At 63.9% G+C, this 19,953-nt stretch carries 19 protein-coding genes; 15 read left to right on the plus strand and 4 right to left on the minus strand.

Annotation, left to right across the window (positions count from 1 at the left end):
• The first annotated feature begins 33 nt into the window (after nt 1–33).
• The 13 genes from AB6809_RS16365 to AB6809_RS16425 all read left to right on the plus strand — a co-directional run bounded on the left by AB6809_RS16365 (nt 34) and on the right by AB6809_RS16425 (nt 14,057).
• The gene (locus AB6809_RS16365) at nt 34–273 is read left to right on the plus strand and encodes a type II toxin-antitoxin system ParD family antitoxin (protein ID WP_029969953.1); all 240 of its coding nucleotides are present in this window, start codon (nt 34–36) and stop codon (nt 271–273) included.
• Nucleotides 270–3,416 (plus strand): CheR family methyltransferase, encoded by a 3,147-nt coding sequence (locus AB6809_RS16370; protein ID WP_029969952.1) that lies wholly within the window; start codon nt 270–272, stop codon nt 3,414–3,416. Before AB6809_RS16365 ends, AB6809_RS16370 begins: the two co-directional genes overlap by 4 nt.
• Before the next feature lie 2 nt (nt 3,417–3,418).
• Complete coding sequence (locus AB6809_RS16375; protein WP_006048337.1) at nt 3,419–3,796, plus strand: response regulator; 378 nt, start codon at nt 3,419–3,421, stop codon at nt 3,794–3,796.
• A gap of 190 nt (nt 3,797–3,986) precedes the next feature.
• Nucleotides 3,987–5,006, plus strand: a complete 1,020-nt coding sequence (locus AB6809_RS16380) for a chemotaxis protein CheB (protein ID WP_029969951.1) — start codon at nt 3,987–3,989, stop codon at nt 5,004–5,006.
• A gap of 194 nt (nt 5,007–5,200) precedes the next feature.
• Nucleotides 5,201–6,976, plus strand: a complete 1,776-nt coding sequence (locus AB6809_RS16385) for a methanol/ethanol family PQQ-dependent dehydrogenase (protein ID WP_029969950.1) — start codon at nt 5,201–5,203, stop codon at nt 6,974–6,976.
• Nucleotides 6,977–7,028: 52 nt separating this feature from the next.
• Entirely contained in the window at nt 7,029–7,856 is an 828-nt protein-coding gene (locus AB6809_RS16390) for a substrate-binding domain-containing protein (protein WP_310034585.1), read from the plus strand.
• Nucleotides 7,853–8,473 (plus strand): c-type cytochrome, encoded by a 621-nt coding sequence (locus AB6809_RS16395; RefSeq protein ID WP_006048333.1) that lies wholly within the window; start codon nt 7,853–7,855, stop codon nt 8,471–8,473. Before AB6809_RS16390 ends, AB6809_RS16395 begins: the two co-directional genes overlap by 4 nt.
• 1 nt (nt 8,474) lies before the next feature.
• Nucleotides 8,475–9,542, plus strand: coding sequence for a cytochrome c oxidase subunit II (coxB, locus tag AB6809_RS16400; protein WP_310034584.1), 1,068 nt, complete (start codon nt 8,475–8,477; stop codon nt 9,540–9,542).
• 11 nt (nt 9,543–9,553) lie between these two features.
• Nucleotides 9,554–11,479 (plus strand): cytochrome c oxidase subunit I, encoded by a 1,926-nt coding sequence (gene ctaD / locus AB6809_RS16405; protein WP_029969945.1) that lies wholly within the window; start codon nt 9,554–9,556, stop codon nt 11,477–11,479.
• Nucleotides 11,476–12,114 (plus strand): cytochrome c oxidase subunit 3, encoded by a 639-nt coding sequence (locus AB6809_RS16410; protein WP_029969943.1) that lies wholly within the window; start codon nt 11,476–11,478, stop codon nt 12,112–12,114. Before ctaD ends, AB6809_RS16410 begins: the two co-directional genes overlap by 4 nt.
• A gap of 10 nt (nt 12,115–12,124) precedes the next feature.
• The gene (locus tag AB6809_RS16415) at nt 12,125–12,454 is read left to right on the plus strand and encodes a hypothetical protein (RefSeq protein WP_029969942.1); all 330 of its coding nucleotides are present in this window, start codon (nt 12,125–12,127) and stop codon (nt 12,452–12,454) included.
• A gap of 17 nt (nt 12,455–12,471) precedes the next feature.
• Nucleotides 12,472–12,897, plus strand: coding sequence for a c-type cytochrome (locus AB6809_RS16420; RefSeq protein ID WP_310034577.1), 426 nt, complete (start codon nt 12,472–12,474; stop codon nt 12,895–12,897).
• Between the two features lie 284 nt (nt 12,898–13,181).
• The gene (locus AB6809_RS16425; RefSeq protein WP_029969940.1) at nt 13,182–14,057 is read left to right on the plus strand and encodes a lipid A biosynthesis lauroyl acyltransferase; all 876 of its coding nucleotides are present in this window, start codon (nt 13,182–13,184) and stop codon (nt 14,055–14,057) included.
• 21 nt (nt 14,058–14,078) lie between these two features.
• Here AB6809_RS16425 and AB6809_RS16430 read toward each other — a convergent pair whose 3' ends face one another.
• The 3 genes from AB6809_RS16430 to AB6809_RS16440 all read right to left on the minus strand — a co-directional run bounded on the left by AB6809_RS16430 (nt 14,079) and on the right by AB6809_RS16440 (nt 16,995).
• A complete protein-coding gene (locus AB6809_RS16430; RefSeq protein WP_006048326.1) occupies nt 14,079–14,549 on the minus strand; it encodes a YaiI/YqxD family protein in 471 nt (156 codons plus the stop codon).
• 125 nt (nt 14,550–14,674) lie between these two features.
• Complete coding sequence (locus tag AB6809_RS16435) at nt 14,675–14,869, minus strand: hypothetical protein (RefSeq protein WP_035570246.1); 195 nt, start codon at nt 14,867–14,869, stop codon at nt 14,675–14,677.
• Nucleotides 14,870–15,408: 539 nt separating this feature from the next.
• A complete protein-coding gene (locus AB6809_RS16440) occupies nt 15,409–16,995 on the minus strand; it encodes an MFS transporter (RefSeq protein ID WP_371026869.1) in 1,587 nt (528 codons plus the stop codon).
• Nucleotides 16,996–17,115: 120 nt separating this feature from the next.
• Between AB6809_RS16440 and AB6809_RS16445 the strand changes: the two genes are divergently transcribed.
• Both AB6809_RS16445 and AB6809_RS16450 read left to right on the plus strand, forming a co-directional pair.
• Nucleotides 17,116–18,015: a LysR family transcriptional regulator gene (locus AB6809_RS16445; protein WP_029969938.1), complete on the plus strand. Its 900-nt coding sequence runs from the start codon at nt 17,116–17,118 to the stop codon at nt 18,013–18,015.
• A 24-nt stretch (nt 18,016–18,039) separates the two neighbouring features.
• Complete coding sequence (locus tag AB6809_RS16450) at nt 18,040–18,549, plus strand: GNAT family N-acetyltransferase (protein WP_029969936.1); 510 nt, start codon at nt 18,040–18,042, stop codon at nt 18,547–18,549.
• Between the two features lie 15 nt (nt 18,550–18,564).
• Here the strand turns inward: AB6809_RS16450 and AB6809_RS16455 are convergent, their stop codons facing one another.
• Nucleotides 18,565–19,758 (minus strand): porin, encoded by a 1,194-nt coding sequence (locus tag AB6809_RS16455; protein ID WP_371026870.1) that lies wholly within the window; start codon nt 19,756–19,758, stop codon nt 18,565–18,567.
• Nucleotides 19,759–19,953: the final 195 nt, after the last annotated feature.

Here is a 19,953-nt window from a genome sequence, read left to right on the forward strand (position 1 = left end):
GTATAAACAACCACCCTCGCGATTCGAAACGCCATGCCGGCCAAGTACGCAATAAGCATTAGCCTGACGGAGCATCTCGCTTCGTTTATCAAAACAGAAATCGCCTCTGGCCGTTATGGCACGGCCAGCGAAGTCGTGCGCGCGGGCCTGCGCCTGCTGCAGGAACGAACCCCCGGCCGCGCGGTTGCGGACAATAGCGGCGACGCCGCGAGCCTCAAGCGCAAGCAGCGCGCCCGTGCGCGGGAACGCGCTCTGCTGGCGGAGAAGTCATGATGCCAGCAAATAACTTTCCAGTAGTGGGCGTGGGCGCTTCAGCGGGGGCTGTCGAAGCACTCGAAGGATTTTTCCGCGGCATGCCGCAAGCCCCCGGCCTTGCATTCGTGATCGTCACGCATTTGAGTCCGGACCGCGAAAGCCTGCTTCCGGAAATCATCGCGCGATTTACGTCGTTGCCGGTGCACGTCATTACCGATGGTATGCAGATCGAAGTCGATAACGTGTACCTGTTACCGACCGACGCCGTGCTGAGCGTCGAGAAACGCGCGCTTCATGTTCAGCCGCAGGACAGTCATCGGCGGGAACGGAAGCTGATCGACGTTCTGTTCAGCAGCCTCGCCGCGGAGTTCGGCGAACTGTCTGCCGGCGTCGTGCTGTCCGGCGGGGATTCGGACGGAACGCTGGGCATCAAGGCCATCAAGGAGCGTGGCGGACTGACGCTCGCGCAGGCGGCGGACGGCTTCGGCCCGCAGCATCCCGACATGCCGGGCAGTGCAATCGCCACTGGACTCGTCGATTTCGCCGTGCCGGTCGGGCAGATGGGCGAAAAGCTCGCCACCTTCGCAACGGGCGCCTTCATGCTCGACGGGCTGGCCGGAAACGCGACCGCGCAAGCTCAAACGTCGGAGTTCGACGTGGCGCGCGAAGCGATCTATGCGATTTTGCGCAACCAGGTCGGACACGATTTCAGCGGCTACAAGGTCAAGACTTTCGTGCGCCGCGTGCAGCGGCGCATGCAGGTCCTCGAGATCGGCACGCCCGACGCCTACGTGGCGCGGCTCTCCACGGACTCGCAGGAAGTCACCGCTTTGTTCCGCGACCTGCTCATCAACGTGACCAGTTTCTTTCGCGATGCGCAGGCGTTCGAGACGCTCGCGAGCGTCGTGATTCCCAAGCTGTTCGAGGGGCGCAGTTCGGCCGACACGGTTCGCGTGTGGGTGCCCGGTTGCGCGACCGGCGAAGAAGTCTATTCGATCGCGATTCTGATGCGCGAGCATTTCGACGGCCAGGCCGATACGCCGCGCGTGCAGATTTTCGCAACCGACATCGACGACGGCGCGCTCGCCGTGGCACGCGCGGCGCGTTATCCGTTAGCGCTGCTCGACGGCGTTTCCGAGGAACGCCGGCAGCGCTTTTTCCGGCTCGAGGGCAGCAGTTATGTACTGGCCAAGGACGTACGCGATCTCTGCATTTTCTCGCCGCATAGCGTGATTCGCGACCCGCCTTTTTCGCGTATCGACCTCGTGTCGTGCCGCAACCTGCTGATCTATCTCGGCGCCGACGTGCAGAACCAGGTGATCCCGACGTTCCACTATGCGTTGCGTCCAGGCGGCTACCTTTTTCTCGGCACGTCGGAGAACGTCAGTCAGTTCGACGAACTGTTCGTGGCTGTCGAGAAGAAGCACCGGATCTTCCGCCGTCGCGCCGACGTGTCGCCGCAGATCCGTTTGCCCATGACCGTCTCTGCGCTGCGCGTCGGGCATCCGGCCGCGCTCGCGCCCGGCCGGCCCGTGCTCGGCAGCGGCGCAATGCGTCATACGGTCGATACACACATGCTCGAGCGGTTCACGCCGCCGCACGTGCTTGCCACGCGCGACGGCGACGTCGTCTACTTTTCGAGCCGCACCGGCAAGTATCTGGAAGCCGCGCCCGGCGTCCCGTCGCGCCAGCTCTTTGCGATGGCGCGCAAGGGTCTCGGCCTCGACCTGCGCTCGGTGTTCCGCGAAGCGGTCGAATCGGGCAGAGCGGTGACGCGCGACGGCGTCGCGGTCGAGGGAGAAGACGGCCGCGTGCAGATTCTCAGTCTGACGGTCGAACCGCTGAACGGAAACCCGCAGAACGAGCGGATGTACCTCGTCGTGTTCGCGGATCAAGGCCCGGGTCTGAGCCGCGAAGAAGCCATCGCACGCGCGCAGTTGCCGCGCGACGGCACGGTGGCCGAAGCCGAAAAAGAATTGCGCGACACGCGCGAACGCTTGCAGTCGATGATCGAGGAATACGAAACCGCGCTCGAGGAACTGAAGTCGTCGAACGAGGAACTCGTGTCGGTCAACGAGGAACTGCAGTCGTCCAATGAAGAACTGGAGGCGTCGAAAGAAGAACTCGTTTCGCTGAACGAGGAACTGCATACCGTCAATCTCGAACTGAACGGCAAGATCGAAGCGCTCGACCGGGCGAACACCGATCTGCAGAATCTCTTTGAAAGCACGTCGGTTGCGACCGTGTTTCTCGATCGCGACCTGGTGATCCGTTCGTTCACGCCGGCGATGAACGGCATCTTCCACATTCGCCCGACGGATCGCGGCCGGCCGATCACCGAACTCGCGAGCCGCCTCGATTTGCCGGGGCTCGAGAAGGACATTGCGACCGTCTTTCGCACCAATGCGCCGCGCGAACGGCACGTGAGCAGTAACGACGGGCTGACGCACTTTCTGATCCGCCTCGCGCCGTATCGCAACGGCGACCGTGCAACGGACGGCGTCGTCGTCGCGTTCGTCGACGTCACGGGAATGATCCATGCTGAAGAAAGGCAGAGTGTCCTCATTGCCGAGTTGCAGCATCGCACCCGCAATCTGCTGGCTGTCATCCAGTCGATCGCACAGCAGACGCTTCCGGCCGCTCCCTCGCTCGAAACGTTCATCAGCCGTCTCGCGGCGCTCGGACGTTTGCAGGGACTTATCGGCGAAGCGAACGGCGATCTCATCAATCTGACCGACATCGTGCGGCTGGAACTGGAGGCATTGGGGGTCGCGGACAGCGAGCGGATCGCCGTGGCCGGTCCGCCTGTGCCGCTCGGATTCCGCAACGTGCAGACGGTCGCGCTGGTGTTGCACGAACTGGCGACGAATGCCGTCAAGTACGGCGCGCTCAAGGATTGCGAGGCGCGGCTCGAAGTCACATGGGACGTGCGCAATACGGCGTCCGGTGCCGCCTCGCTCGTGATCGACTGGACCGAGAGCGGTCTGCGCTCAGTGCCCGACTCGTCGAGAACGGGGTTCGGGCGGCGGCTGATCGAGAAAGCGCTGAAGTTCACGCTGCATGCAACGACTGAACTCGCGTTCAAGACCGACGGCGTCTCATGTCACATTGAGATACCGCTGCCATCGCCACGCGTGCGCAGCGGTTCGCAGGAGGGATAGAAATGGGCAGTGTCGCCAAATTGCTGCAGGGCCGGCGAGTCATGGTGGTCGAAGACGACTACCTGGTTGCGCTGGCGCTGTCGAGTGCGCTTGAGGACGCGGGAGCCAGTGTCGTCGGTCCCATCTCGGGCGCGCAGGAAGCGGTGGCCATGATCGAAGAAGGCAAGGAGCAGGTCGACGTCGCAGTTCTCGACGTCGATCTGAACGGCGAGAAGTCATACCGGGTCGCAGATGCGCTTGTGTCGCGCAATATCCGCTTTGTATTCGTGACCGGTTATGGCGCGGACGCCGTCGATGGAGAGTATCGTCAGTACGAGCGTTGTCAGAAGCCGTTCGACCATCAGATGCTTTTCAGGGCGCTGACAGTCGGCACGCGATAACGGGCGAATCCCGTAGCCGTAGTGCCGCAGGCAATGGGTTGAATCATCGAGGCAAGGACAATCCGTCAGGCGGTCATGACACTGGTTTTAAGCTGAGCTGATGGCGATTGCGCGCGTGCGCAGCCAAAAAGGCCGCGCGCGCCGGACGACAGGCTTGCCATTTGCTGCTCCTCTCCAGCGGAGGGCATTCATGGCAAAGATTTCGAATGGGCGGGACATCGTCGTCGTTGCAGCGTCGCTCGGCGGCCTTCAGGTGCTGAAGAAGATCGTCGGCGTGCTGCCGGCCGATCTTCCGGCGAGCGTGTTCATCGTCATGCACGTCGGCACGTGGCCGAGCCAGTTGCCACATCTGCTTGCGTCGGACAGCCGGCTACCGGTAGTCCATGCATCGGACGGCGAAGCAATCGAGAAGGGCACGATCTACGTCGCGCCACCCGACCGCCACATGTTGCTGCGCGACGATACGGTGGTGCTGTCGACCGGACCCAAGGAAAACTTCGCGCGCCCGGCCGCCGATCCGCTGTTTCGTTCGGCGGCGGTCAATTATGGCGCTCGCGCGATCGGCGTCGTGCTGACCGGCAAACTGGACGACGGCGCGGCGGGACTGAAGGCGATTCACGCGTGCGGCGGCTTCACCATCGTTCAGGACCCGTCGACTTGCGCGGCGCCCGACATGCCCGACGCTGCGCTTAAAGCTGTTCCCCCCGACGTGGTCGCGCCGATTGACGACATCGGTCCGGCCATCGTCAGGGCCTTGACAGACCGCACACCGAGGCGCATCGACATGGACGAAAGCGAGCGCGCCGCGCTGGAACTGAAGATTGCAGCGACCGGCTATTCTTCGCCCGCGGAAATGGAGCGGATCGGCCACCGAACGAGCCTGACCTGCCCGGAGTGCGGCGGCGTGATCTGGCGTATCGGCGAAGGGTATCCGCTGAGGTATCGCTGCCATACCGGGCATGCGTTTTCCGCGATGTCGCTCGAGTCGCGCCAGCGCTCCGGCGCCGAAGACGCGCTGTGGTCCGCTGTGCGGCGCCTCGAAGAAGAACTGCTGCTGGTACGCGAGCGGCTTTCGCTTGCCGAAGCGACGCACAGCGACGACGCCGAAGCGCTGCGCGACGAGATAGCTCCGCTCGAGGCAGCGGTCGAGGCCGTCAGGCGCCTGGCGCTCGAGTCGGCCAAGTCGACGCGCAGTCAAAAGGTCGGCTAAGCGGCGGGCAGTCGGCCACAACATTTCAGCCCGGTATGCGTTGAAAAATAGTCCGGGACCAGTTGCTATTGCTGCCACTAAAGCAGCGTGATCGACGCCGCCAGTTCGACGCACACGCCGCTTCCGCTTCGATCTCACCCTCATGCACGAATTTTGCTGGATGCGCCTCGAGTGCCTTGCAACGGGAGCGCATCATGGCGTGGGCCAGACCGGTACGGAACCTGATGGCGGCGTTAGCGGCGGCGTCGCTCGCCTATGGTTCGACGGCCTGCGCTCAGACCAGCGACGGCGACTGGCCGATGGCGGCGAAGAATTACCAGAACACGCGCTACAGCGAACTCGCTGAAATCAACACATCGAATGTGAGCCGGTTAAAGCCCGCGTTCACCTTCTCGACCGGCGTGCTGCGCGGCCAGGAAGCGGCGCCGCTCGTCGTGTCGAATACGATGTTCATCGTCACGCCGTATCCCAATCGCGTGTATGCGCTCGATCTGACGAAACCCGGCGCTCCCGTCAAATGGCAGTTCGATCCGGCGCCCAACGCGAGCGCGCAGGGTGTCGCGTGTTGCGACGTTGTGAACCGCGGCGCTGCGTATGCGGACGGTCGAATCTTCATCAACACGCTCGACGCACAAACCATCGCGCTCGATGCCGCGAGCGGCAAGGAATTGTGGCGCACGCGGCTCGGCGACATCAGCCGCGGCGAGACGACGACGATGGCGCCGCTCGTCGTCAAAGGCAAGGTGCTGGTCGGCAATAGCGGCGGCGAACTCGGCGTGCGCGGATGGCTGACCGCGCTCGACGCCGCGACCGGCCGCATCGTCTGGCGCGCGTATAGCACGGGGCCCGACAGCGACGTGCTGATCGGCGATCAGTTCAAGCCCTGGTACGGACAGGACAAGGGCAAGGACCTCGGCGTGACGACCTGGCCGTCCGGTGCGTGGAAGATCGGCGGCGGCAATGTGTGGGGTTGGATTTCCTACGACCCCGACGCCAACCTGATCTATTACGGCACCGCGAACCCCGGCCCGTGGAATCCCGAGCAGCGCCCCGGCGACAACAAATGGACGGCCGGCATTTTCGCGCGCGATCCCGACACGGGGCAGGCGCGCTGGTTCTATCAATGGAGCCCGCACGATCTGCACGACTACGACGGCGTCAACGAAAACGTGCTGCTGACGCTCACCGTCGGCGGCAAGCCGAGGCAAGTGCTCGTGCATCCGGATCGCAACGGCTATGTGTATATGCTCGACCGGTTGACCGGCGAAGTGTTGTCGGCGAAACCGTTTGTTCATATCACGACGAGCGAGGGCGTCGATCTCAGGACGGGGCTGTTGAAATACAACCCGGCAACCGAACCGAAGGTCGGCCATTCGGTGCGCAACATCTGTCCGGTGTCGCCTGGCGGCAAGGACTGGCAGCCGTCCGCGTGGTCGCCGCGCACGGGCCTGCTGTATATCCCGCACCAGAATCTGTGCGAGGACGCCGAGGCTTACGCGACGAGCTACATCGCGGGTACGCCGTACGTGGGCGTCGATACGAAAATGTACGCCGGGCCCGGAGGCAATCGCGGCGAGTTCTCGGCGTGGGACCCGATTGCGGGTAAGAAGGCGTGGTCGATCAAGGAAGACTTTCCCGTGTGGAGCGGGGCGCTTGCCACGGCCGGCGACGTCGTTTTCTACGGCACGATGGACGGCTGGTTCAAAGCCGTCGACGCGCGCAGCGGTGCGCTCTTGTGGCAGTTCAAGACAGGCTCCGGGATCATCGGCCAGCCGGTTGCGTATCGCGGCCCGGACGGCAAGGAATACATCGCGATCCTCGCGGGCGTCGGCGGGTGGGCCGGCGCGATCGTCTCGAACAATCTCGATCCGCGCGACGGCACCGGGGCGAAGGGCTTCGTCAACGCGATGCGCGATCTGCCGCAACGCACGACCAAGGGGGGCACGCTCTATGTGTTCGCGCTTCCTTGAAATGTGTGTTGCGCGGCGTTGCGGTGGGCTGCCGCGTGCGGTTATTTTCGGTGTGCTGGGTTTGCTCGCCGTTGCGCTTGGCGCATGCGCTCATCGACCTGTCGACGAAGCCGCGTCCGGCGCGACCGAACTGCGCGTGTGCGCCGATCCCGACAATCTGCCGTATTCGAAAGAAGACGGCAGCGGCTTCGAAAACCGCATCGCGCAGGTGCTCGCAAGCGACCTGCATCTGCGCCTCACTTACGCGTGGCTTCCGCAACGCCGCGGGTTCGTGCGCAAGACGGTCGGCGCGGGCTTATGCGATGTGTTCATCGGCGTGCCCGACGGCTTTGAGCGTCTGCTGCTGACGCGGCCTTACTATCGGTCGAGTTATGTGTTCGTGCAACGCGCGGCGGACCCGCCACTCGACGGCTTCGAACCGCGTGCGCTGTCGCAGCGCCGCATCGGCGTGCAACTGATCGGCGACGACCTCGCGGCGACGCCGCCCGCTTACGCGCTCGCGCGTGCGGGCGCGACCGACAACGTGACCGGCTATACCGTCTACGGCGACGGTCCCGCAAGCGAGCGCATGGTGAACGACATCGCGGCGGGCCGCATCGACGTCGCACTCGGCTGGGGCCCGCAGCTTGCCTATTTCGCGAATCGCGCCGCTGTGCCGCTGACGGTCGAACGAGCCCGCCCGCCGGCTGGTTCGGCGCTGCCGTTCGAATTCTCCGTGGCGGTCGGCGTGAACCGCGCGAAGCCGGCGTTGCGCGATGAACTGCAAGCGGCGCTCGATCGTCGGCACGCGGAGATCGATGCGATTCTCGCGGACTACAACGTGGTTCGCGTGGACGCGCCGCGCCCAGTGTCGTCGGCTGCGAGGGAGAGTGCGCGATGACAGCCGCCCGCTTTCGTCGACAGATGCCTCGGGCGCTCTGGCTCATCGCGCCGGCCGTGATCGCGAGCGTCGCGTGCCTCGCGGGCTGCGAACGCGAGCAGCGGCAATTGCACACGCCGCCTCCGGCTGCATCGGCGGCGTCCGCGGTGACCATGAGTTCGATACAACCCGTCGCCTCCGCCGTGACGACGAGCTCAACTCAACCCGTGGCCGCCGCTGTGAGCGCTACCGTTAGCAATCCCTATGAAAATAACGCGTACGCGGTCTCGCAAGGCAAGCGCCTGTTTCGCGCGTACAACTGCAGTGGTTGCCACGCGCAAGGCAGCGGCGATTCGGGTCCGGCGCTGATGGACGATAAGTGGATTTACGGCGCGGACCCGGCCAGCGTGTTCACGACCATCAAGCAAGGCAGGCCGAACGGCATGCCCGCGTTCGGCGGCCACGTTTCCGACGATCAGATCTGGCAAATCGTGGCCTACGTCCGTTCGATGAGCGGCCAGTTGCGCTCCGATATCGAACCGCCGCGCAGCGACAGTCTGCAGGCCGGCAAGCCCGAACAACGGCGCCCGCCGGAAGAGCCGAAGCGCTCTTCGGTGCCGCCCGCCGCGGAGCACTGACATGACTGCGCGAGTCGTTCTTCCGCTATCCGGCGCCGTCGCCATCGCAACCGCAACGGGAACCGTTCAGTCGGCGTGGGCCGCGCCATTGCAGGATGCGCTGCGACCGGCCGGTGTCCAGGCGAGCACCATCCTCGATCTGCTGAATCTGACGGTGATTGTCTGCACGGCAGTCTTCGCCGCCGTGCTGATCGCCTTCTTCTGGGCGCTGTGGCGCGCGCCGCGAGGCACGCGCGAAACGCCCGCCGATATGTCGACCGAGGCGGACTCCGCCGTGGGTCCGAAAGCGGTCGCGGAACCTGGCCTGAGAAGGGCGGTCATCGTCGCGACGATCGTGTCGACGGTATTGCTGTTCGGCCTCATTTTCGCCGACGTGCTGACCGACCGCGCACTCGCGCGGCTTTCGATGCGCGATGCCGTGCAGATCGAAGTGACCGCGCATCAATGGTGGTGGGAGATACGGTACAACGACCCGCAAGCGTCGAACGTGTTCATTACGGCCAACGAGATGCACATTCCGGTCGGACAGCCCGTGCTCGTCACGCTCAAATCGTCGGATGTGATTCACTCGTTCTGGGTGCCGAATCTGCACGGCAAAAAAGATCTGATTCCCGGCCGCACCGCGACGATCCGTTTTCGCGCGGACCACGCGGGCGAGTATCGCGGCCAGTGCGCCGAGTTCTGCGGTTACGAACATGCGTTGATGTCGTTCCTCGTGATCGCCGAGACACCGGATAAATACGCGGCCTGGCTCGCGCATCAGCGCCAGGATGCGCCGCCGCCGTCGAACGAACTCCAAACGCGCGGCGAGCAGATTTTCCTCACGCACAGTTGCGCGATGTGCCACACGGTGCAGGGCATCGGTGCGAACGCGGTGCTCGGGCCGGACCTGACTCATGTTGCAAGCAGGCAGACACTGGCTGCGGGCACGCTGCCGAATACACCAGGACATCTCGCCGGCTGGATCGTCGACGCACAGCGCATCAAGCCCGGCACCGTGATGCCTCCCAACCCGCTGGCGCCCGATGAACTGCACGCGCTGCTGGCCTACATGGCGACGCTCAGATGAATCATGCCTCGATGACGGACCGGTTCGACGTGATCGACGAACCGCAAACCGACCCGCAGGAAGCCGACAGGCTCGAAGCAACCTGGCGCGACCCGCCGGGCTTCCTGGGCGTGTTCGCCGCGATCAATCACAAGACGATCAGCCGGCGCTTCATGACCACGACGTTCGGCTTTTTCGTGGCGGGCGGCATCCTCGCGCTGGTGATGCGCCTGCAGCTCGCGCGTCCGGGCAACCGGCTCGTCGGCCCCGACATGTACAACCAGTTGTTCACGATGCACGGCACCACGATGATGTTCCTGTTCGCCGTGCCGGTCATGCAGGCGGTCGCCGTCTACCTCGTGCCGCTGATGATCGGCGCGCGCAGCGTCGCGTTTCCGCGCATGAACGCGTACGCGTACTGGGTGTTCCTGTTCGGCGGACTGATGCTGTATGTGGCCTTCGCACTCGACATCGGTCCCGACGCCGGATGGTTCGCCTATGTGCCGCTCTCGGGTCCGGACTATTCGCCGGGCAAGCGCATCGACTTCTGGGCGCAGATGATCACCTTCACCGAGTTGTCGGCGCTCCTCGAGGCTATCGTGCTGATCACCACGATCTTCAAGATGCGCGCGCCGGGCATGACGCTCAACCGCATGCCGCTCTTCGTCTGGAGCGTGCTCGTGACGTCGTTCATGGTGCTGTTCGCGATGCCGTCGGTGATGCTTGGCAGTACTGCGCTGATTCTCGACCGCCTCGTCGGCACGCATTTCTATAACCCCGGCGAGGGCGGCGACGTGGTGCTCTGGCAGCATCTCTTCTGGTTCTTCGGCCACCCGGAGGTGTATCTGATCTTCGTGCCGCCGCTCGGCTTTATCTCCAGCATCATTCCCACTTTCTCGCGACGGCCCGTATTCGGCTATCCGGCGATGGTGCTCGCGCTGATCGCGACGGCGTTTCTATCGTTCGGACTGTGGGTTCACCACATGTTCGCGACGAATCTGCCCGATCTCGGCAAGAGCTTTTTTACGGCGGCGAGCATTATGATCGCGGTGCCTTCGGCGATCCAGATTTTCTGCTGGATCGCGACACTGTGGACCGGACGCCTCAGCTTCAAGACGCCGATGCTCTTCGTCCTCGCGTTCTTTTTCATTCTGGTGCTGGGCGGGCTGACGGGCATCATGCTCGCGTCGGTGTCGCTCGATTATCAGGTGCACGACACGTATTTCGTCGTCGCGCATCTGCATTACGTGCTGATCGGCGGCGCGGTGTTTCCGCTATTCGGCGCGTTCTACTACTGGTTTCCGAAGTTCACCGGACGCCTGCTCGACGAGACGCTCGGGCGCTGGAATTTCTGGCTGTTCTTCATCGGCTTTAACGTCGCCTTCTTTCCGATGCATCTGCTTGGGCTGCATGGCATGCCGCGCAGGGTGTACACGTATCCGTCGGGAATGGGCTGGGACACGATGAATCTGACCGCGACGATCGGCGCGTCGATTATCGCCGTGAGCGTGCTGCTGTTTATCGTCAACGTGCTGCATAGCCGTCGACAAGGACTCGTTGCCGGCGACGATCCGTGGGGCGCAGGAACGCTCGAATGGAGCACCGCGTCGCCGCCTCACGCCGGCAATTTCGTGAAGGTGCCGGTCGTGCATAGCGGCTATCCGCTGTGGGACGCGCCGCGCGAACCTTCCACCGTCAGCGGACTGGATTCGAATAGCCGGCAGGTGCTGGTGACGAGCGTTCTCGACGCGATGCCGGATCATCGGCCGGTCTTTCCGATGCCCAACATCTGGCCGTTCGTCAGCGCCGTGGCGACCACCGTGTTGTTCATCGGCTCCATCTTCACGCCGTGGGCGGTGGTGTGGGGCACCGTGCCCGTCGCTATCGCGATGACCGCGTGGTTCTGGCCGCGGCGGCGCGAAACCGATCAGCATCTCGCGCTGGAGAAACGCCCGTGACTACCGTTGACGAGCGCTATGCCGAGGGTCGGCCGCGCGCGGCCCGCAAGGCGATCCACGTCGGAGAGCTGCCGACGTATGGCTTCAGCCATCGCAGCCTGATGTGGTGGGGCACGATGGGACTGATGGTGATCGAGGGGACGGTGTTCGCCATCGCCGTCATGATGTACTTCTATCTGCGCACGCTCGCCTCCGTCTGGCCGATGAACGCGCCAGGCCCCGGCCTGCTATGGGGCAGCGTGAATACGGCGATCCTCGTCGTGAGCATGTTGCCGAACCATCTCGCGAAGCGCGCGGCGGAGCGGGAGGATCGCGCGGCGTCGCGGCTCTGGCTGCTGGTGTGCCTCGCGTTTTCGTTCGCCTTTCTCGGCGTGCGGGCGCTGGAGTTCAAGGCGCTCAACGTGACCTGGTACGACAACGCTTATGGGTCCGTGCTGTGGATGCTGATGGGCTTGCATACCGTTCACCTGATCACCGATACGTTCGACACAGCCGTGCTCGACGTCCTGCTGTTCACGGGGCCAGTGGAAGGCAAGCGCTATGTCGACGTCAGCGAGAACGCCGCCTACTGGTACTTCGTCGTGCTTAGCTGGCTGCCGATTTATGCAGTTGTCTACTGGGCGCCGCGTTTGTGAGGAGATCGACATGGCAGTGTGGTCCGCGCTATTGCTCGCGCCTTTCCTGACGCTCTCGAATCTGTCGCTGACCTATGCGCTGGTGCCGCGATCGTGCGATGCCGGCACGACCTGGATGCTGCACGCCGTGACGCTTGCGAGCGCGGTGTTGAGCGCGGCGGCGACCGTCGGCGCGTGGCGGCATTGGATGGGCGGCCTGTTTCCACCGGATGCCACCGCGGAAAGCACCGCGCGCGCACATTTTCTCGCGCAGGTTGCGACGCTGGTCGGTCTGCTGTCGACGTTCGTGCTGTTCGCGCAGTATCTGCCGCAATGGGTGCTTCAGCCATGCGCGCAATGACGATCCGGCGATTTCCGTTGGCACGCACTGGTGGATGCGCGAGCGGGCTCGCGGCGCGGCGAGCCACGGTCGCTAAAGCGGCTCTTGCTTACGCGATGACGGGTCTCGCCGTCCTCATGCTGAGCGCGTGCGGACAACAGACGCCGCAACGCGAGCCGTTGACCGGCGGCGATCCGGCTCGAGGCCAGGCCTTGATCGTGCACGCCGGTTGTGGCTCGTGCCACACGATCGAGGGCGTGGAAGGCGCCAACAGCCTGGTCGGGCCGCCGCTCATGGGCCTTCGTCAACGGACGTACATCGGCGGAGTTGCGGCCAATTCGGCGACCAACCTCGAGCGCTGGCTAATGCATCCGCAAGCGTTCAGCCCGCGCACCGCGATGCCCGATCTCGGCCTCACCGAGGATCAGGCGCGCGACATTGCCGCTTATCTCTATCTGCATTGACGGGCTACAGGTGCGCCGGTTTGCATCGTGGCGCGCCGGCGTGGATGCGCTCGCAAAGATTCGGGGCTCGATCGTGAAGTGAGTCGCCACTGAGCCGCCTGTTACACTGCCGGGATTCGCGAGTCGTCCCAGTCATTCGGTAATCACGCTTGGGCTGTGCGGTCCACGGTTGGTATTTCGAGCGAAGACATTCCTGTTCTTAGGCAATCGGCGGCCGTCGCAACGGTCAAACGGCGGCTGCTGCACTTCGCTTTCCAACACTTACCACCGGTAGGGGACAACCTTTGAAACGCCTCAGCCTTGCGCTCATCGTGGCGTTGCTACGCACGCTTTCCGTACTTCCTTATAAATTCGTCGCACGGCTTGGAATCGTTATCGGCACGCTGCTGTATGCGCTTCCCGGCCGCCGCAAGCACATCGTGCTGGTGAACTTGCGGCTTTGCTTCCCCGAGAAGACGGCGCACGAACATCAACAGCTTGCGAAAGCGCACTTTCGTCATGTTGTCCGAAGCTATCTCGAGCGAGGCATCCAGTGGTTCGGCAGTGCGCAATCGATCCGGGACATCGTGCAGATCGAAAGCAAAATCGATCTCGACGACGAGTCCGCGCCGCCTACCATCTTCATGGGCTTTCACTTCGTGGGCATCGAGGTCGGCTGCATGCTGTACTCGACGCGCCTGCCGATTGCGTCGCTGTACACGCGCATGTCGAACGCAGGTCTATGTGAGCTGGCAAAGCGGCAACGCGGCCGGTTCGGCGCCGAGATGATCGAGCGCGGGTCGAGCGCCAAAAGGATCGTCGCGTTATTGCGTTCGGGCAAAGACGTGATGCTCGCGGCGGATATGGACCACGGCGTCGACAACTCTGTTTTCGTGCCTTTCTTCGGCGTTCCCGCCTGCACGCTGACGGCTGTTTCGCGTCTCGCGCGACTGGGGCGCGCGCGCGTCGTGCCGTTCGTGACCGAGGTACTGCCGGACTACGAAGGCTACAAGCTGACGATCTTCGAGCCGCTCGCCGACTTTCCCTCGGACAGCGATGAGGTCGATGCGCGTCGAATGAACGCGTTTCTCGAGGAGCAGGTCGTTAGGTTTCCGGAGCAATATTACTGGGTGCATCGGCGCTTCAAGCACCGGCCGCCGGGCATGGCACCGGTGTATTGAAGCGTTTGACTCGCTCGCGGCCTATCCACCTGGCGCGCGAGGCGGCGTGCCGTGACGCGCGAGGAAGCGGTCGAGTTCGCCCGCAAACGCTTTGCTGTCGCGTGCGGTGAAGGGCGCAGGGCCGCCCGTATCGATACCCGTATTGCGCAGTTGATCCATCACGTCGCGCATCGTCAGACGCTCCTGGATGTTTTCGCGTGTGAACCGGTTGCCGCGCGGATCAAGCACATGCGCGCCCTTGTCGAGTACCGCGGCGGCGAGTGGTATGTCAGCCGTAATCACGAGATCGCCTGACGCGGCGAGTTCGACGATGCGCGCATCGGCCACGTCGAAACCCGCCGGCACCTGGATCGACCTGATAAACGGCGACGGCGGCGTGCGCAGATATTGGTTTGCGACCAGCGTCACGAGTATTTCGGCACGCCGCGCGGCCCGAAACAACATGTCTTTGATGACGGCGGGACAAGCGTCGGCGTCGACCAGGACTTGCATGAAGGCCATTCCAGCAGGTTAAAACGCGATCATATATCAACGGTGGCAGCGGTCCTGTGGTTGTCTCGGCGTTGCTTCGGCGTTGCTTCGGCGTTGCTTCGGTGTACTTCGGTCGGCCGTCCTGTTTACGGTTTAGCGGCGGAACCGTCGTCGCGGCGTTGCTCATCTTGCTGCTGTGGCTGGACACCTTCGGCGCCGCCAGGCGCATCGTCCTCGTTCGTTAGTTCGACTATTCCTTCCTCTTCCTTGACGATCGACGTTTCAACCGCGGTCGGTTTCCCCGGCCCCGACGGGCTATTGGCGCGTCTTCCTGTGCTCATAGAAATCTCCAGGCTGGATCGTGGATGACTTGGCGTTGCCGGTTCGCTGGCGAGTTGCAGCGAGCACTTCCGGCTGATTTCTCGCCGCAACCGGTATGCCACGCGCACGCCGACGCTTGCTGGATGACGCAACCGATGCGGTGTAGCAAGTACACGTCGACTCGTAAATCCTTCAATTGCGCGGATCAACGGAGCTGGTTGCCGCCGCTATTACGCTGACTGCCCCTGCATGTGCCGCGAAAATCGCGCTCGGGTATCGCGCTTGCGGCGTAGCGGTATTTTGTAGTCGGGCGCAAAAAAGGAGGCGCAATGAATCGAACCAAGCAATCATCCATGCCGAGCCGTGGCGAAGCCGATAGGCAACAGGCAAGCGGCGTTCGCCGCGAGCCCTCCGAGCAGGCGCGCGAAGACGCACGACGGGAGCGGCAGCAAACGGAGCTGTCCGGAAAGTCCCCGACGAGCGGCAGCGGCAACTCGCTCGGATCGGGAACCAGTCAAGCGAAAGGACGCAGTTGAGTGCGTGCTTTTTAGCGAGGCGTCTATCGGTCCGCGGCTTCCGGCACTGGTGCGTTCGTGATGCGCGTTGCGGTCTGCGGATCGGGCCGAAGGTAATGCAGCGTCGCGAGCGCGGCGAGCACGGTCACGATGGCGAGCCCGTCTGCGAGCAACGAGAACGCGTCGACGTATTGTTCGCGTAAGAACGCTGCGCGAACGCCTGGCAGTCGCGCCGCGGCGCCGGCGAGATCGCCGGTCGCGAGCTGCTGAGCGGCGGCCGCAAGCCGGTCCCGGTCGATGCCGGGCAACGACGGCAATGACGACAACGACGACAACGACGACAGCGCCGCGCGCAACCGTGCACTGACCAACGCCGAGAGCGCCGCGCTGACCATCGCGAGCGCGAGCCCTTCGCCGGCCACGCGCGTCGTGCTGAAGATGCCTGTGGCCATGCCCGCGCGCTCCTTCGGCACGACGCTCACCGACAGTCCATCCATCAAGCCCCACGGCAGTCCCGCGCCGATGCCGATCGCGGCCATCGGCGCGAGCATCGCGAACGGGGTGGCGTCGGCGGGCAGTCTGCCGAGCCACACAAGCGCCGCCGCCGACATCAGCAAGCCCGCCGCCGACACGACGCCCGGCGACACATGACGCGTGAGCCACACCGCGAGTGAAGGAACGAACAGCATCGGACCGCAGAGCGCGAGCATCATCAGGCCGGAGATCAACGGCGTATGACCGTCGATGCCGACGAAGCGGATCGGCAGCAGCACCAGCAGCACAACGAAGCAATAGCAGGTCGCGATCGGCAGCATCTGCACGCCGATAAAGCGGCAATAGCGGAACAGCGACAGATCGAGCATCGGATGCGCGCTGCGCCGCTCGATCGCGACGAATGCCGCGAGCGCGAACACTGCCGCCACGAACAACGCGCGGATCGCCGGGTCCGACCAGCCGCGCGCGGGCGCTTCGAGAATGGCGACCGTGAACAGGCACAGCATCGCGGTGAAGCTGACGATGCCAGGCCAGTCGATCCGGCCCGCCGATGGATTGCGCGTCTCGCGCATCCACGGCGCCGCGAGTAGCAGGGCGATCACGCCGATGACCGCCGTCGACGCAAACACCGCACGCCAACCCGCTGCTTCGATCAACGCGCCCGCGAGTACCGGGCCGAATGCGAGTCCCACGCCGAAGGTCGTCCCGAGCAGGCTGAACGCGCGCGTTTGCGCGTGGCCGTCGAACTCCTGCGCGAGCGCGGCCGAGCCGCCCGCGAGCGCGCCGGCTGCCGCGATGCCTTGCGCGCCGCGCAGCACATCGATCCAGACGATGTCTGGTGCGATCGTCAGCAGCAGCGAAAAAAGCGCGAACGCGGCGATGCCCGCGAGGAACACGCGGCGCCGGCCGAACTGATCCGACAGCGCGCCGGCGGCCATCAGGCAACTGCCGAACGACAGCATGAACGCGTTGGTGATCCAATTCAGCGCGACAGGACTGCCGCCGAGCGCGCGGCCGATCGCGGGCGTTGCTATCGCTCCCGCCGAGAAACTGAGCGGCAGCACGACGGCTGCCGAGCACACTCCGAGCAGCACCATCCAGCGGGCTGACGCGGGTCGATCGATTGAAGAAGTCATGATGTGTCCATCCAGGCGTGACGTGATGCCGGGCAGTCTAGTTGCGGACATTCAATCGATAAATGCCCGACAGGTACAATCAATGCGGACTTTAATTCCGTAATCTGCTGAGCGCCTTCCATGGAAAATCTCACCGGTATCGTCGCGTTCGTTCATACGGTCGAAGCACAGAGCTTCGTCGGCGCTGCGCGGCGGCTCGGGCTGTCCGCGTCGGCGGTGGGCAAGAGCGTGGTTCGGCTGGAGACGCGGCTTGGCGTGCGGCTGCTGCAGCGGAGCACGCGGCGCGTCAGCGTGACGGAAGACGGCGAGCGCTTTTATGAACGCTGCCGTCGCATCCTCGACGCGCTCACCGATGCGGAAACGATGATGCTGCAAGCCAACGCCGCGCCGCGCGGCCGCCTTCGCGTCACGCTGCCGACCATCGGCTACCGCTTCCTGCTGCCGGTCGTCCCCGAGTTCATGCAGCGTTATCCCGACGTCGAGCTGGAACTGGATTTCAACGACCGCATCGTCGACGTGATCGCAGGCGGCTTCGACGCGGCCATCCGCAGCGGCGATCTCGCCGATTCACAGTTGACCGCGCGCCGTCTCGGACCTTTTCGCTTCGTGTTGTGCGCGACGCCCGCTTACTTCGCGCAACACGGTGTGCCGCGCGTGCCCGCCGATCTCGCGCAGCACGCTTGCATCCGCTTTCGCTTTCCGACGACCGGCAAGTTGCACGACTGGCAGTTTCGCGACCAGCCCGCGAACTTCGTGGCGTCGTTTCCGACGGTGCTCACCTGCAATAACATGGAGGCGTTGCGCGGCGCGACCGTGCTCGGACTCGGCATCGGCTATATGCCCGACTTCCTCGTGCGCGACGATCTCGCCGCCGGCACGCTGCGAACCGTACTCGACGCGCATCTGAAACACGAAGGCCAGTTCTCGGTGCTGTGGCCGTCGAGCAGGCAACTGTCGCCGAAGCTGCGCGTGTTCGTCGATTTCCTTGCTGAACGGCTGTTTGGCGGTCGCGAGGGTTAGCGGCAACCGGAGGAAGGCTCTTATATGCAACCTGTTTTCGAAACGCCTCGCTTGATATTGCGGCCGCGGACGCTAGCGGATACGGATGAATGTCTTGCGATGGATCGCGATCCGCTGGTCACGCGCTTCGTCGATGGGCCCTGGTCGGACGCACAGAAGCATCGCGCATTCGTCGAAGCGCGCACGCTCGGCCCGTATCCGGAGGGCATGGGCTATTGGACGATCGGAAGCCGGAATGATGCGGCGGATTTTCTTGGGTGGGTTCTCCTGATCCCCGCGGATGCTGTTGGACCGGAGATTGAAATTGGGTGGCGCTTGCCGCGAAAAGCGTGGGGCGCGGGCATAGCGACGGAGGCTGCAACAGCGGTGTTGCAGCATGCTTTCGCAACGCTGCGTTTGCACGAAGTGGTGGCTGAAATCGATCCGTTGAACCTGGCGTCTATTCGCGTTGCGGAGAAGCTTGGGTTGGTGCGGCGAGGGGATGTGGTGGGGCACGGAAGGAAGATGGTTCGGTATGCGTCGATGAACGATTAGCGGCCACTCACCCCATCAAAACTTATGCCGCATCCCTATCCGCACGACCTTGATACTGTCGGACGACGACGGTGTCAGCACGTTAATGGCTGCAACCGCCGGCCGGTTGGTCGAATCGGTGCCGGACGCATGCTGGTAGATTGCCGACAGGTACACGTCGGTCGTCTTGGATAGAAAATAATGCGTGCTCGCTTCCGCCTGATGGTAGGTCGCGCCGCCGTTGACGTTGTTCGCGTGGCCTCTCGTGTAATCGTAGGCGACACCGGCCATCCATGCCGGCGTGATCTGGTAGCTGAAGTTGGCTTCTGCGTTGTCGAACGTCGCGTTTCCGCTGTAGCGGGCGGGATTCGGCCCGGACGTGGTGTCGCCCATGTTGCGGAAGCTGATGTTCGAATACGTCGCGCCGAGTGTCGCCTTGCCGATCGTGTACGACGCGCCGACGCCGATGTCCTGATACGAGTGCGCCGACAGAAAGCCGCGATAGACAGGCGACGACGCATTGGCCGCCGTCGCGGCGGCAGTCGATGAGAGGTTGCTGGCGAACAGGCTCGTGTTGGGGTTGCGCACGTTCAGATAGGCCACGCCGATCGACAATGGGCCCCGCGTGTAGCCCGCGCCGACTGCCCAGATCTGGTTGCGAGTCTCGTCGCCGGCCGTGCCGCCGAAAGCATACGTGCCGCCGAACGAAAAGCCGTTGTAGTCCGCGCTCCTGAACTTCACCGAATTATTGCTGCGGAAGCTGTAGTTGAAGTTGTCCAGATCGCCCGGATGCGCGGAGATGTAGCCGCCCCACTGATTGCTGACTGAGTATTGGCTCACGAACTCGATCAGCGAATCATACTGGCGCCCGAAAGTGACTGTGCCGTACTGGCCCGCCAGGCCCACATAGGCCTGTCGGCCGAACAGCAGTCCGCCCTGGCCGAGCTTGCCGTTAGTGACGTCGAAGCCGTTCTCCAGGCGGAAGATCGCCTTCAGGCCACCGCCGAGATCCTCGCTGCCGCTCAGGCCGAAGCGGCTGCCCTGGTTGACGCCGCTCGTCATCGCGAAGAGGCGGCCGCCCGAGGCGTTCGACTGATAGTTCAGGCCGACATCCACGATGCCGTAGAGCGTGACGCTGCTCTGCGCGTGCGCGACCGTGCTTGCGGCAGCAGCAGCAGTGCTTGCGATCGCGACGGCGAGGGCGCGCGGGGAAAGTAAGCGTGATTTCATGCAAAGCCTCCGTGTGTATGTTTTGTTTATCGATGAAGCGTGCGTTGGGAGACGCGATGGCCGCGCGCAAGCGGCTCGCGCGCCGTGCGTGGGCTGCGTGCGTCAGGGAATGCGGTGGGGTTTGCGAGGCAGCGCTGGATGCGCGAAGCGTGGCGGTGCTACAAGAGCGCAAAGGCCGAGCAAGCCACGCAGGCC

This window comes from Paraburkholderia sp. RCC_158, from assembly GCF_041355255.1.
Classification (GTDB): domain Bacteria; phylum Pseudomonadota; class Gammaproteobacteria; order Burkholderiales; family Burkholderiaceae; genus Paraburkholderia; species Paraburkholderia graminis.